Source organism: Microbacterium sp. JZ37, from assembly GCF_035188445.1.
GTDB classification, from domain to species: domain Bacteria; phylum Actinomycetota; class Actinomycetes; order Actinomycetales; family Microbacteriaceae; genus Microbacterium; species Microbacterium barkeri.
Genome location: NZ_CP045253.1, coordinates 510339 through 524402 on the forward strand (window position 1 = coordinate 510339; position 14064 = coordinate 524402).

Below are 14064 nucleotides of genomic sequence, written 5' to 3' on the forward strand. Positions count from 1 at the left end.
ATGGTCAACTATCGCTACCTCGGCAACAGCGGTTTCAAGGTCTCCGAGATCACCTACGGCAACTGGGTGACGCACGCCTCCCAGGTCGAGAACGACGCGGCGATCGCGACGGTGCACGCCGCCCTCGACGCCGGCATCACGACGTTCGACACCGCGGACACGTACGCCAACACCGCGGCCGAGGAGGTGCTCGCGGAGGCCCTCAAGGGGCAGCGTCGCGAGAGCCTCGAGATCTTCACGAAGGTCTACTTCCCGATCGGTCCGAAGGGGCCGAACGACACCGGGCTCAGCCGCAAGCACATCTTCGACGGCATCCACGGATCGCTGCGCCGCCTGAACGTCGACTACGTCGACCTCTTCCAGGCGCACCGCTATGACTACGAGACGCCCCTCGAGGAGACGATGCAGGCGTTCGCCGACGTCGTCCGCCAGGGCAAGGCGCTGTACATCGGCGTCTCGGAGTGGACGGCGGAGCAGCTGCGTGAGGGCCACGCGCTCGCGAAGCAGCTCGGCTTCCAGCTCGTGTCGAACCAGCCGCAGTACTCCATGCTGCACCGCGTGATCGAGGGCAAGGTCGTGCCGGCGAGCGAGGAGCTCGGCATCTCGCAGATCGTCTGGTCGCCCATGGCGCAGGGTGTCCTCAGCGGCAAGTACCTGCCGGGCCAGCCCGTGCCGGCCGGCAGCCGCGCAACCGACGAGAAGAGCGGCGCCGGGTTCATCCAGCGCTTCCTCACCGAGGAGACGCTCACCGCCGTGCAGAAGCTCAAGCCCATCGCGTCGGACCTCGGCCTCACGATGCCGCAGCTCGCGATCGCGTGGGTGCTGCAGAACAAGAACGTGGCGGCCGCCCTCGTCGGCGCCTCGCGCCCCGAGCAGCTTGCCGACACGGTCAAGGCGTCGGGCGTCGTCCTCGAGCCCGGAGTCCTGGCCGCGATCGACGCGGCGCTCGAGGGCGTCGTGAACGACGACCCCGAGGACACGTACGGCGTCTCGCCGAAGACCCGACTGGTCTGAACCACACGGAGGGCTCGCGGCCGAACGGCCGCGAGCCCTCCGTGTGCGTTGTGTTTCATCCGGTTTCCGGATGAGGTGCCGCGATTGGCATGATCTTCTCGTGACGTCCCCCCGCCCCCGCACGCCATGGCCGCGTGCGCTCGCGTACCTGCTGGGCGCCGCCGGTCTCCTCGTCCTCGCCGCCGCGGGTGTCGCCGCGGTGCGCGTCGTCGCCAGCCTGGAGCCCGTCGCGGACTTCCTGCGCGCGTACCCCGGCGACTCGACGCTCCCCGACTTCGTCACCCCGGGCATCCCCGCGTGGGTCTCGTGGACGCACTTCCTCAACGCGTTCTTCCTGGTGCTCATCATCCGGTCGGGGCTGCGTGTGCGGAACGAGAAGGTGGCCGGAGGGCTGTGGTCGTCGAAGCGCGTGAAGAAGCGCCGGATGAGCCTCGCGCTGTGGGGGCACATCGCCGTGGACGTGCTGTGGCTCGTCAACGGCGTCGTCTTCGTCGTGCTCCTGTTCGCGTCGGGTCACTGGGCACGCATCGTGCCGACGAGCGCGGACGTCTTCCCGAACGCGCTGTCGGCGCTCATCCAGTACGCGTCCTTCGACTGGCCGACCCACGACGGCTGGACGAACTACAACGCGCTGCAGCAGCTGAGCTACTTCGCGATCGTCTTCCTCGCCGCTCCGCTCGCGGCGATCACGGGGTTCCGCCTGAGCGCCTTCTGGCCGCGCCAGAGCGAGCGTCTGAGCGCGCTCTTCCCGGAGCGCATCGCGAAGGCCCTGCACTGGCCGACGATGCTGTTCTTCGTCGCGTTCGTCGTCGTGCACGTCGGGCTCGTGCTGACGACGGGCATCCTGCGCAACCTCAACACGATGTACGCCGGGAACGACGGCGACGGATGGCTCGGCTTCGGGATCTTCGCGCTCTCGGTCGTGGCCCTCGTGGTCGGCTGGTTCGCCATCCGCAACGACGCGTGGATCGCGGCGTTCGCCCGGCGCTTCGGCGACGTGCGCCTGCGCAAGTAGCCGCGGCTGCCTGAGACTAGCGTCCGTCGTCGAGCCCAGCGCTCCGGGCACCGGCCTCGACGACCGACGCTAGTCTCGGCGGCCGGGCCGCCACGTCACAGCCGCGCGATGGTCTGCACGTCGTCGCGGAACTCGCGCGCCGTCTCCTCCGACACCGTCGCCCTGGTCGCGCCGAGCGCCGCGAGGTAGTCGTCGGTGCCGAGATCCGCTTCTCCGGTCTCGCCGTCGCGCAGGGCACGGGCCAGCGCCTCCTGCGACGCGCGTCGGGCGGCGTACTCGATGTCGGCCGGCGTGAGGCCGTCGCTCGCGTCGACGAGCGCGTCGAGATCGAGTCCGTCGACGAGCTGCGACGGCACGTAGCGGCGCCAGATCGCCCGACGGGCTTCCTCGTCGGGGAGCCCGATCGGGATCACGTAGTCGAACCGCCCATGTCGCAGGAACGCCGCGTCGAGGGCGCGCACGAAGTTCGTCGCGCACACGAGCAGACGCCCTTCGCGCTCGCGGAACTCCGCCACGAGCTTCAGCAGCTCGTTCGTCACGCCCTGCATGGGCGACGGCGGCTCGCCTCCACGCCGTGCCGCGATCTCCTCGACCTCGTCGATGAACACGACCGCGTGCTCGAGCTCGCCGATCATCTCGAACGTCGCGCGCAGGGCCGCGGCGAGCCCGCCCGGCTCACCCGACAGGCGCGAGGGGAACAGCTCGACGAACGGCCAGTCGAGGCGCGAGGCCACCGCCTTCGCGAAGGTCGTCTTGCCCGTGCCGGGAGGTCCGAACAGCATGACCGCGCGCGGCGGCACGACCCCGAACCGATCGGCGAGGTCGGGGCGTGACAGCGGCACGACGAGCCGTTCCTCGAGCAGGTCCTTCTCGAGCTGCATGCCGCTCACGGCATCCCACAGGTGGCGGGGGAGGATGCGCCCACCCACGCCCTTCAGGAGGTCGAGCTCGCGACGCTGCACGGGCATCTGGCGCTCGAGGTACCGCAGCTGCGTGCGCGCCTCGAATCCGTTCGCGGTGAGGCCGTCGATCGCTCCCGCCCGATCCGCGACGAGGATCGACAGCTTGCCCAGGCCGAGCGGAGCCATCCGCCGCTCCAGCGCGTCGAGGAGCCCTGCCTCGACGCGGTCGGTGCGCTCGTGCGGCGCCACCGCGAAGAACACCACCCAGCCCTGCGCGTGCGCGGCACGGCCGACGGCGGCGCCGACGATCTCGTCGTCGCGCACGGCGACGACCGCGTGGTCGGCCTGGCACGACGCGATGACCTCCGACAGTGCGTAGACGGGTGCGTCATCGTCGTGGGAGTCCTCCCACAGTCGGACGATCCCGTCGAGATCGTCGTCGTGGAAGTCGCGGATGCGGGTACGGCTCATGGTGCCTCCTGACGGCAGCGGTCGCTCTCGGGGGAGCGGCGGAGAGGTGCCGGCAGGGGTCGTGCCGCGTCATCGCGGTCCCGGGTGCGGGACGGTAACGGACAGCGTAGCGGATGGCGGTGGCGGGTCGATCACGCCGCCTGCGCGCCCGCGCGGTCGAGCTCAGCGACGATGGCGTTCACCGCCGCGCGGCCCGCGCGGTTCGCGCCGACCGTGGACGCGGACGGCCCGTACCCGATGAGGAAGAGCCGCGGCTCGTCGAGGGCGCGCCCGTGCGACGCGCGGATGCCGCCATCGGGTGTCCGCAGGCCCAGGGGCGCGAGGTGACGCAGCGCCGGCCGGAACCCGGTGGCCCAGAGGATCGCGTCGGCGGCGATGAACGTGCCGTCGGCCATCCGCACCCCGTCCTCCTCGATCCGCGCGAACATCGGATGGCGCACGAGCACTCCGCGGTCGCGCGCGGCCCGCGCCCAGGGCGTCCAGTGCATGCCCGTCACCGAGATGACGCTGCCGGGAGGGAGGCCGCGGCTCACACGCTCCTCGACCCCGGCGATCGCCGCGATGCGAGCCGCCTCGTCGAAGTCGTCGTCTATCCATCGCGGCTCGCGCCGGGTCATCCACACGGTGTCGGCAACGCGCGAGATCTCGTCGAGCAGCTGGACGGCCGAGATGCCCGCGCCGACCACGATCACGCGCTGCCCGGCGAACTCGTCGGCGGAGACGTAGTCCGCGACATGGAGCTGGCGTCCGAGGAAGCGCTCCTGGCCCGGGTAGCGCGGGACGAAGGGGCTCGTCCACGTTCCCGTGGCGTTGACGACGAAGCGCGCCGACCAGGCGCCGCGATCCGTCTCGACACGCAGGCGGCCATCGGGGTGGTCGTCCTCGCGCCGCACCGCGCGCACGGCGACCGGACGGTGCACGCGCAGGTCGAACATCCGCTCGTACTCCGCGAAGTACGCGGGGAGGACGTCGCGGCTCGCGCTCGCCGGATCCGCCTGAGGCACAGGATGGCCGGGGAGCTCGTGGATGCCGTTGACCGTGCCCATGCGCAGCGAGGCCCAGCGATGCTGCCACGCGCCACCCGGTGCGGCGTTCGCGTCGAGCACGACGAAGGTGCGCTCGCCGCCCTCGTCGACGGGCGCGAATCCGCGACGGCGGAGGTGGAAGGCCGCGGAGAGTCCGGCCTGCCCGGCGCCGATGACGACGACGTCGACGGGCTGCGGAGTCATATCCGGCGCAACGCGGGCGGCGCGGTGCGTATTCCATGCGGCTGCATGGAGGTGCTGACCTCGTCAGACGATGTCGTCTCGTCGAGGTGACACGGAATCGCTCGATCTTCCGGGTCGGTTCGGTGAGACGACATCGTCCGCGCACGGAAGGGGCCGCCGCTGCGGCTCGTGGTCACGGGATGCTGCCCTCGGATGTCCGCCGAATGGCCGACTGACGGCGACGGCCCGGGGCGGATACGGTGGCACGGACCCTGGCGCACCAGGGTGCTCCGTACGGCGAAGGGGATGGGCCTTGAACGGATCGCGGCGCAACCTCCGACGCGGGCTCTCGACGGCCGCGGGCGCGCTGCTCGTGATCGTCTTCCTCGCGTGGATGGTGGTCCGGAAGCTGGAAGGCCTCGAGAGCGTGCTCGGAATGGACTCGGCGCTCGGCTGGATCACGCACGGAGCGTCGCTTCTCGTGCTGACCGGTGGTGCGGCCCTGCTCGCATGGGGGATCTTCGGCCGGGGACCCTCCGACTCAGAGGGATGACGCCGGCGCCGCGAGCGCGCAGGATGCCGAACGGGGTCGGATCTCCGGAGAGACCCGACCCCGTCTGGGATCCCGTCGTCAGACGCGACGGCGTCGCACGACGAACAGCAGCGCGCCGACGGCGATGAGCACGGCTGCCGCGATGCCGCCCACGACGGCCATGTCGCCACCGGTCGGAGCGAGCTCGCCCTGCGGCTTCTGCTCGGCCCCGGGCTCCTGCGGCGCGGGCTCCTGCGGCGCAGGCGGCTCGGGCGCGGGCTCCTGCGGCGCGGGCGACTCCGGCGCGGGGCTCTCCGGCGCGGGCGACTCAGGTGCCGGCGTCTCCTCGGGTGCCTCGGGAGCGGGGGTCTCACCCGGGACGTGCTCGGCGGCGCGGCCGAGCGGCGCGGGGTCGACGACCTCGTGTGCGGCGAAGTAGTCCACCGTCGCCGACAGGTCGATGAGGCCCGTGTCCGCCGTTCCGACGCCCTCCGCGAAGGTCGTGAATCCGTCGCCGCCCGACGCGATGAACGAGTTCGTCGTCACGAGGAACTCGTCCTCGGGGGCGATCGGGTCTCCGTCGAACGTCATCTCGACGATGTGCTCTCCGGCCGCAGCGTCTTCGATGTACTCGTACGCGAAGCCGTCCGAGATGCCGAGGTGCAGCTTCGGGCGCTCGTTGCCGGGCTGCCACTGCTCCTCGAGGATCTGCTCGAGCTGCGCGCCGGTGAGCGTCGTCGTGACGAGCGTGTTGCCGAACGGCTGGACGGCCGCGGCCTCTTCATAGGTCACGGTGCCGTCCTCGCCGTAGAGCAGGTCGTCGCGCAGACCACCCGGGTTCATGATCGCGATGTCGGCGGGTCGGCCGCCGTAGTTCGCGTACTCCGCGGACGTCGCCCACCGGTAGATGTCCGCCACGAGGTTGCCCATCGTCGACTCGACGCCGCGGTCGTCGCCGGGCGGGTTGCCGCCGCGGAGGATGTCGGCGCTGATGCGCCCGACGACCTCCTGCCCGAGCACATCCGCCTCGGCCGCCGCGGCGTCGACGATCGCCTGCACCTCGGGGTCGGCCGGGAAGAGCGCGACGTCGATCTCCTCGCCCAGCTCGTCGGTCTCCTGGGCGACGAGGTCGACGGTGGAGCCGGCGATCGAGATGAGCTCGCCCGTCGCGTCGTCGACCTGGAAGTCGAGGGCGCCGAGCGTCGTGCCGTACTGGTGCGCCGAGATCACAGGGCGGTCGGCGATGTCGCACGAGTACAGCTGGTGCGTGTGGCCCGACACGATGGCGTCGATCTCGGGAGACGCCTCGCGGATGAGCTCGCCGTACTCCGACTGCTCATCGGCGACCGAGGTGCAGTCCTCCGATGCCGCACCCGAGTGCGTGAGCAGCACGATGACGTCCGCGGCGCCATCCGCCGTGATCTCCGCGGCCACGCGGTTGGCGGCCTCGAGCTGGCTGCCGAACTCGAGCTCCGAGATGCCGGCGGGGCTCACGAGCGTCGCGGTGTCGCTCGTGACCGTGCCGATGAAGGCGACGCGGACGCCGCCGACCTCGCGCACGGCGTACTCCTCGAGCGCGGGGGTGTCGGTGCCCTTGAGGTACACGTTCGCGCCGAGCGCGAGGTCGGCACTGCCGTAGCGCGGGATGACGCGGTCGCGCAGGTCGGCGAAGCCCTGGTCGAACTCGTGGTTGCCGACGGCGCTGACGTCCAGTCCGGCGGCGACGAGCGCGTCGATCGTGGGGTTGTCGTCCTGGATGAACGAGGTGAACGTCGAGGCGCCGATGTTGTCGCCGGCCGACGCGAAGATCGTGTTCGGGTTCTCGGCCGTGAACTGCGCGACAGCGCCCGCGAGCACCGCGGCGCCCGCCTCGTCGCCGTTCGCCTCGATTCGACCGTGGAAGTCGTTGATCGTGAGGATCCGCCCCTCGGTCGTGCCATCGTCGATCGTGTAGAGGGTGGTCGACCCGGACACCTCGTTCCCGACGGCGAGCAGGGGCTTGCCGGTGGGCGACGCGCTCGCGGGGATGAAGTCGAGGCCCTCGGGCCCGAGGTCGCCGGCCTGCGAGAGGATCTCGGCCTGGCGCTCGGGAGCGGCCTCGATGTCGTCCGCAGCCGACACCGAGAAGTCGCGGTTGTTCACGTAGGTCACGTACGCGGGCGACGCGGGGTCGGAGATGTCGTACGCGATGACGCCGCCGAGGCGCTCGAAGCCGATGAAGGCGTAGGTGCGGCCGTCCACCTCCCCGACGGCGAGATTCTCGGGCTCCACGCCCTTGGCGTCGCTGCGGCTCTCGAGCTCGCTGTCGTCGTGGCCCGCGTTGAAGTGCTCCGGCAGCAGCCCGGCCGTGATCTCCTCGAACTGCGCGCCCGAGTCGAAGACCTGCGTGCCGTCGGCGGTGTAGATCGAGAACGAGCGCGCCCCGTAGGCGTAGAGCTCGTCGTAGCAGCCCTGCTCCTCGTCGAAGCCGAGCTCGGTCGTGACCTCGAGGCGACCGAGCTGGTCGTCCTCGAGCAGAGCCGCGTCGAAGGCGGTCTCGCACACGGGCCCGTAGCCCGTCATGAGCCCGGTCTCGTCGTCGACCTCGCCGAGGTCCTTGACGCGGGCGGGCTCGACGTAGTCGCCCCACTCGCGCGCATCGCCCTCGTTGGCCGTCACGAGGTAGGTCTCGCCGTCCACCTCGTACGACGCGATGCCGTCGGGCATGTACATCCCGTGCAGACCCTCGAACGTGCGCAGGTCGATCGTGGGGGCGTCTTCGGGATCGCGGTCCGACGGGTCGAGGGCGACCTGGCCCCAGTCCTTGAAGCCGAGCGACCAGATGTCGGTGACGGTCGCGGTCGGCACGTCGATCACCGCGACCGCGTTGGCCTCCTGGAGTGCCGCATAGGCGGTCGTCCCCGAGACGGCGATGTACTCCGGCTCGAGATTGCGCGACACGGGAAGGTCGTCGCCGTGGGGGCGCGGGCCGAACACGCGGACGTCGGCGGGGAGTGCGCCGCCCTCGAACGCGTGGAAGTCGGCGATCCGGACATCCGCCTGTGCGGGCGCGGCGAGCGTGCCGGCCTCCGGCAGCGTGACGATGCCGATCGAGCCCTCGGGATCGCTCGAGAAGTCGTCGGCAGGCTCGCCCTCATTCGCCACGAGCGCGTATGCGCCGTCGGGTGAGACGGTCACCATGTCGGGCAGAGCGCCGACCGTCACCGTGCCGAGCACGGTCGCCGACTCGGCATCCGCGTCGAAGAAGAGCAGCGCGCCGTCCGCGGTCTTGTCATCGGCGACCTCGAGCGCGACGACGCCGAGCCCGTCCTCGCGGATCGCGACGGAGTTGGCGACGAAGCCCTCGGCGCCGATCGTGTAGAGCAGGGTGGGAGCGGCTGGGTCGCTCATGTCGAGAACGCTCACCGACCCCTCGGCGGCGTTGATCGAGAAGAGGCGGTCGCCGTGGGCCTGCACGATCTCGGACGCGCCCTCGTCGAACACGCCGGTCTCGAACGTGCCCGTGGGCACGAGATCGAACGGCGCGTCCGCGGAGGCGTGGACGAGCGGATCGGGGACGAGAGCTGCGCTCGCCGCGGTGACGGGCGCGATCGCGAGCGCGCACGCGGTCGCCGCGACGGCGGCCGCGCCCACGGCGCGACGGAAGGGAGAAGAAGGCATCGCTGTCCTCGTGGTCGGAGAGAGCGCCGGGTCGGGATGCCCGGGCACCGCGCTCCACCCTGTCGTCGGCAGGTGTCGCCGACGTGAACGGATGGCGAACGCCTGTCGGCGAGGTCGGCGCCCCTCCGCGCGCACAGCACGGCGCCCCGCGTCGACGGATCGTCGCGGGGCGCCGTGGGTGATCGCTACGCGCGTTCGCGGCGTCGACGGGCGACGAGGAGCGCGCCTGCCGCGACGAGACCGGCCGCGGCCGCGGCCAGGCCCCACGTGACGTCCGTCCCCGTCGGCGCGAGGTGCTCGTCCTCGGGCTTCTGGGTGGGCGGCGTCGAGGGCTCGCTCGTCGGCTCGGGCGTGGCCGTCGCCGTGGGCTCGGGAGACGCCGTCGGCGTCTCGGTCGGCTCCGGCGTCGCGGTCGGCGTGGCGGTCGGCGTCGCGGTCGGCGTGGGTGTCGGCTCCGCGACGTACTCGGCGGCGCGGCCGAGCGGCGCGGGGTCGACGATCTCGTGCGCGGCGAAGTAGTCGACCGTCGCCGACAGGTCGATGAGACCCGTGTCCGACGTGCCCGTGCCTTCGAGGAAGGCGGTGAAGCCGTCGCCGCCCGCCGAGACGAACGAGTTCGTCGTCACGAGGAACTCGTCCTCGGCGGCGATCGGCTCGCCCTGGAACGTCATCCACACGACGTGCTCGCCCGCGGGCGCGTCCTCGATGTACTCGTACGCGAAGCCCTCCGAGATGCCGAGGTGCAGCTTCGGGCGCTCGTTGCCGGGCTGCCACTGCTCCTCGAGGAGCTGCTCGAGCTGGGCGCCCGTGAGCGTCGTCGTGGTGAGCGTGTTGCCGAACGGCTGAACCGCCGCGACCTCCTCGTACGTCACGGTGCCGTCCTCGCCGTAGAGCAGGTCGTCGCGCAGGCCGCCGGGGTTCATGACGGCGATGTCGGCGGGCTCGCCGCCGTAGTTCGCGTACTCGGGCGACGTCGACCAGAGGTAGATGTCGGCGACGAGGTTGCCCATCGTCGACTCGACGCCGCGGTCGTCGCCCGGCGGGTTGCCGCCGCGCAGGATGTCGGCGCTGATCGTGCCGACCACCTCCTGGCCGAGCACGTCCGCCTCCTCGGTCGCCGCGTCGACGATCGCCTGAACCTCGGGGTCGGCGGGGAACTGCGGGACGTCGATCTCCTCGCCGTTCTCGTCCAGCTCCTGCGTCGCGAGGTCGACGGTGGACCCCGCGATCGACACGAGCTCGTGCGTCGCGGCGTCGACGCTGATCTCGAGCGAGCCGAGCGTCGTGCCGTACTGGTGGGCGGAGATGACGGGGCGGTCGGCGATGTCGCACGAGTACAGCTGGTGCGTGTGGCCCGACACGATCGCGTCGATCTCGGGAGACGCCTCGCGGATGAGCTCGCCGTACTCCGACTGCTCGCCGGCGATCGCCGCGCAGTCCTCGGTCGCCGCGCCCGAGTGTGTGAGCAGCACGACGACGTCGGTCTCGTCGGCGATCTCGGCGGCCACGCGGTTGGCGGCCTCGAGCTGGCTGCCGAACTCGATCTCGGAGATGCCGGCGGGGCTCACGAGCGTCGCGGTGTCGCTCGTCACGGTGCCGATGAAGCCCACGCGCACGCCGTCGACCTCGCGGATGGCGTACTCCTTGAGCGCAGGCTCGGTCGTGCCCTTCGCGTAGACGTTCGCGCCGAGCGCGAAGTCCACACCCGCCGCCCACTCGCCGCTGCCGTAGCGCGGGATGACGCGGTCGCGCAGGTCGGCGAAGCCCTGGTCGAACTCGTGGTTGCCGACCGCGCTGACATCCAGTCCGGCGGCGACGAGCGCGTCGATCGTGGGGTTGTCGTCCTGGATGAACGAGGTGAACGTCGAGGCGCCGATGTTGTCGCCGGCCGACGCGAAGATCGTGTTCGGGTTCTCGGCCTTGAACTGCGCGACGGCGCCCGCCAGGACGGCCGCGCCGACCTCGTCGCCGTTCGCCTCGATCCGACCGTGGAAGTCGTTGATCGTGAGCACGCGGAGATCGGTCGTCTCGGGCTCGACGGCGGCGTTCGCCGCCCCGGGGAGGAAAGCGAGAGCGCACGCGGCCGTCATGGCGGCCGCGCCGGTCACGCGTCTGAGGGAGGGTGAGGGCATCGTGATCCTCGTCGTGAGAGCGGATGGATGGCGCGGGTCGCGCACACTCCGCCATCCTGCCCCGGCGACGGGGCGAGGGGAAGAGCAGGCCGCGGAAGACGGATACGCTGGCGAGCACCATGGGAACTCCGCGCGACCCCCGCATCGTCGTCCGCGTGCTCGGGGGAGCCGCGGCCGGGGGAGCGGCGGTCGGGGCCCTCGGTGTCGCGCTCGCCGCGGCGTTCGCGCGCCGGGTCGTCCGCTGGCGACCGCACGACGACGAGCGCGTGCTCGCGGCAGACGAGCGGATGGTCGTGCTCGCGGCATCGCTCAAGACGCGTCATCCCGGGGTGTTCGGCATGCGGTACGCGGACGGGTACGCCCTTGCCGGCCCGGTCGTCGCCGAGGACGCTCGGACCGTGACGCGCGAGCTGCGCGAGGTCTCCGGACGCCCTCCCGGCCGAGGCGGCGCCAGCTGGGAGGGGGACGTGCATGCTCTCCCCTCGGACGTCGGACCGCACGTCGATGTGCTGATCGACGCACCGAGCGGGCCCGCGCCCGCGTGGCGCTTCGGTCCGGCCGAGAACGCGACCTGGGCCATCCACATCCACGGCATCCGCTCGACGCGCGACGGCGCGCTGCGGACCGTGCCCGCTGCCGAGGCCGAGGGCCTGTCGAGCCTCGTCGTCTCGTACCGCGGCGACGGCGACGCGGCCCCTGCTCCGGGAGGCGCGAGCCGTCTCGGGCTCGACGAGGCGGACGACGTCGATGCCGCGATCGGCTTCGCGGTCGAGCGGGGCGCCGAGCGGATCGTGCTCGTGGGCTGGTCGATGGGCGGCGGGATCGCGCTGCGGCTCACGGAGCGCAGCGCGCATCGCGAGCGGATCGCCGGCCTCGTGCTCGTCGGCCCCGCGACCGATTGGCGCGCGGCCATCCGATCGGGTGCGGCGGCCGGGGGCGTCCCGCTGCCCGGGGCGGCCGCGCGCATCGCGTGCGCCGCGCTCGGCCATCCGCTGCTGTCGCGGCTCGCGGGCATGCGCGCACCGGTCGACCTGGACGAGCTGGACTGGACGCGACCCGGACGCCTCGCCGTGCCGACGCTGGTCGTGCATTCGCGGGCCGACCGCACGGTGCCGTTCGACTCGACCGAGCGGTTCGCGGCGGCGAACCCCGGGCTCGTCGAGGTGCAGGAGGCGCCGGCGGCCGATCACTCCTGGGAGTACAACGTCGCGCCCGAGTGGTTCACCGAGACGGTGCGCGCGTGGCTGCGCGCGCACGTCGCCTGATCACTGCTGGCCCGTGTAGAAGCCGTAGGTCGCATCGGCTGCCGCCTGAGCGGCCTGCGGGTCGGCCCCTGACGCGACCTGGGCGGCCGCCCAGCCGTCCGCGGCGGCGCGCGTGAACGCCCGCCCCTCGTCCGACAGCTGCCACGCCTCGGCCTCGGCGGGCGAGACCGCGCCCTCGACCGCGCCGAGGTGCAGCGCGAGGCCGAGGAGGCCCTGGTCCCATCCGACGCCGGTCGCCCCGGGGCCGAACGTCTCCCACATGCCCGGCGGCACATCCGCCGTGCGCGCCGTGTGCTCGAGCTCGAGCCGGGTGCGGCCGTCGGCGACGGACGTGAGGCGGACGGCGAGCCACGTCACGCCTCCGCCGTACTCCCAGGTGACGCGGTAGCCCGCCGAGCCGCCGTCCGGTGCGGTGCACGCGAGGACCTCGCCGCCCGCGTTGCCCTCGAGCTGGTACCGGCCGCCGAGCCGCAGGTCTCCCGACACAGGGAGGAACCAGCGGGCGATGCGCTCGGGCGCGGTCACGGCCTCCCACACGTCGTCGATGCCCGACGGGTACTCCTGCGCGATGGTCTGCACGTGCGCAGCGTGCCCGTCGACCTCGTCCTCCCGCAGCTCGCGCGAGACCGCATCGAGCTGCGCCTGGATGTCCACCATGATCATTCCTCTCTGTCGCCGGGAGGCTCCCGGTCATCGGCTTCGCGCTCGGATGGCTCCTCCGCACGGCGCGCGCGCCGACCGCGCGCGAGCTCGGTGTCGAGTGCCGCGAGGGGCCCACGCCAGAAGCGCTCGAACGGGGTGAGCCATGCGCTCGCGGCCTGCATCCCGCGCGGGTCGACCGCGTAGATCCTCCGGACGCCCTCGGCGCGCACGGTCGCGAACCCCTGCTCGCGGAGCACGCGCAGGTGCTGGGAGACGGCCGGCTGGCTGATTCCGAATTCGGCCTGGATCACCGAGCCGAGGTCTCCCGCGGCGGTCTCGCCGTCGGTCAGGAGCTCGAGGATGCGCCGGCGGACCGGATCCCCGAGGACATCGAGCGCGTGCATGCGCCCATTCTTCACCTGGCGCTTATATAAGTCAATGCTTAACTCGACGGTCAGCGCGCGGCGCGGCCGGCGGCGTAGCCCTCGGCGTACGCCTCGTCGGCGCCGAGTCGGAACATGTCGCGCTCCCCGGTGCGCACGATCGACCGGGCGCCCGGCAGGTCGAGGTCGCCGACGAGGTCGCCGCGCCCGCGCACGACCGCGACGGGCATCCCCGTCGCCTTCCGCTTGACGAGGTCGGCTGCGGCGCACAGCTCGTCCGCGACGCACGGGAGGGTCACGACGAGCGGACGGCCCTGCGCGTCGACCTCGCCGCGCAGATCCTCGAAGACGTGCACGCCGCCCGCGCCGATCGCGTGGTCGGTCTGCCCGTCGCGCCAGGCTCGGCCGAGGGTGTCCGAGACGAGCACCCCGAGGCGCACGCCGAACCGGTCCCGGAGCGCCGCCGCGAGCGCGCGAGCCGACGCATCCGGATCCTCGGGCAGCAGCAGGACCGTGCCCTCGGGCGTGTTCGAGGCGTCGACGCCGGCCGCCGCCGACACGATCCCGAGCCGGTTCTCGACGATGCGCGTCGTGTGGCCGGACGGAGCGGTGCGCGTCGCGACGACGCGAACGGTCTCGCGCGTGATGGCGTCCTCGCGGTCGTCGGCGACCACGAACCGCCCCTCGGCCTTCGAGACGATCTTGCTCGTGACGACGAGGATGTCGCCGTCCGCCACCGGGACATCCGCCGCCGCGAGCGCGTCGCCGATGAGCTGGGCGAGGTCGTCGTCCGCCGTCACCTCGCCGATGCCGGCGAGCGCCCAGATCTGCAGCACGCGC

The 14064-nt window shown here is 72.2% G+C and carries 11 protein-coding genes; 4 read left to right on the forward strand and 7 right to left on the reverse strand.

Annotated features, from left to right (window positions below; translation table 11 throughout):
- Complete coding sequence (locus tag GC092_RS02225) at nucleotides 1-1014, forward strand: aldo/keto reductase family protein (RefSeq protein ID WP_324013854.1); 1014 nt, start codon at nucleotides 1-3, stop codon at nucleotides 1012-1014.
- Between the two features lie 100 nt (nucleotides 1015-1114).
- Nucleotides 1115-2029 carry a cytochrome b/b6 domain-containing protein gene (locus GC092_RS02230; protein ID WP_324013856.1) on the forward strand — a complete coding sequence of 305 codons (915 nt, stop codon included), beginning with the start codon at nucleotides 1115-1117 and terminating at the stop codon, nucleotides 2027-2029.
- A gap of 95 nt (nucleotides 2030-2124) precedes the next feature.
- On the opposite strand, the gene GC092_RS02235 is transcribed toward GC092_RS02230, so the two are convergent.
- Together GC092_RS02235 and GC092_RS02240 are read right to left on the reverse strand one after the other, a co-directional pair.
- Complete coding sequence (locus tag GC092_RS02235) at nucleotides 2125-3402, reverse strand: ATP-binding protein (protein ID WP_271174338.1); 1278 nt, start codon at nucleotides 3400-3402, stop codon at nucleotides 2125-2127.
- A gap of 131 nt (nucleotides 3403-3533) precedes the next feature.
- Nucleotides 3534-4631: an NAD(P)-binding domain-containing protein gene (locus GC092_RS02240; protein WP_324013859.1), complete on the reverse strand. Its 1098-nt coding sequence runs from the start codon at nucleotides 4629-4631 to the stop codon at nucleotides 3534-3536.
- Nucleotides 4632-4923: 292 nt separating this feature from the next.
- Between GC092_RS02240 and GC092_RS02245 the strand changes: the two genes are divergently transcribed.
- Nucleotides 4924-5163 carry a hypothetical protein gene (locus tag GC092_RS02245; protein ID WP_324013863.1) on the forward strand — a complete coding sequence of 80 codons (240 nt, stop codon included), beginning with the start codon at nucleotides 4924-4926 and terminating at the stop codon, nucleotides 5161-5163.
- Between the two features lie 78 nt (nucleotides 5164-5241).
- On the opposite strand, the gene GC092_RS02250 is transcribed toward GC092_RS02245, so the two are convergent.
- Both GC092_RS02250 and GC092_RS02255 read right to left on the reverse strand, forming a co-directional pair.
- Entirely contained in the window at nucleotides 5242-8802 is a 3561-nt protein-coding gene (locus GC092_RS02250) for a choice-of-anchor I family protein (protein ID WP_324013865.1), read from the reverse strand.
- A gap of 185 nt (nucleotides 8803-8987) precedes the next feature.
- Nucleotides 8988-10934 (reverse strand): bifunctional metallophosphatase/5'-nucleotidase, encoded by a 1947-nt coding sequence (locus GC092_RS02255; protein WP_324013866.1) that lies wholly within the window; start codon nucleotides 10932-10934, stop codon nucleotides 8988-8990.
- 119 nt (nucleotides 10935-11053) lie between these two features.
- Here GC092_RS02255 and GC092_RS02260 point away from each other — a divergent pair, with 119 nt between their 5' ends.
- On the forward strand, nucleotides 11054-12199 hold the full coding sequence (locus GC092_RS02260; protein WP_324013868.1) for an alpha/beta hydrolase family protein: 1146 nt from the start codon (nucleotides 11054-11056) through the stop codon (nucleotides 12197-12199).
- On the opposite strand, the gene GC092_RS02265 is transcribed toward GC092_RS02260, so the two are convergent.
- Genes GC092_RS02265 through cofE form a run of 3 tightly spaced genes read right to left on the reverse strand, consistent with a single transcriptional unit; the run spans nucleotide 12200 to nucleotide 14060 of the window.
- Nucleotides 12200-12856 (reverse strand): SRPBCC domain-containing protein, encoded by a 657-nt coding sequence (locus GC092_RS02265; protein ID WP_324013870.1) that lies wholly within the window; start codon nucleotides 12854-12856, stop codon nucleotides 12200-12202.
- A gap of 2 nt (nucleotides 12857-12858) precedes the next feature.
- On the reverse strand, nucleotides 12859-13245 hold the full coding sequence (locus GC092_RS02270) for an ArsR/SmtB family transcription factor (RefSeq protein ID WP_271174332.1): 387 nt from the start codon (nucleotides 13243-13245) through the stop codon (nucleotides 12859-12861).
- Between the two features lie 50 nt (nucleotides 13246-13295).
- Nucleotides 13296-14060: a coenzyme F420-0:L-glutamate ligase gene (gene cofE / locus GC092_RS02275; protein ID WP_324013872.1), complete on the reverse strand. Its 765-nt coding sequence runs from the start codon at nucleotides 14058-14060 to the stop codon at nucleotides 13296-13298.
- Between the last annotated feature and the right edge of the window lie 4 nt (nucleotides 14061-14064).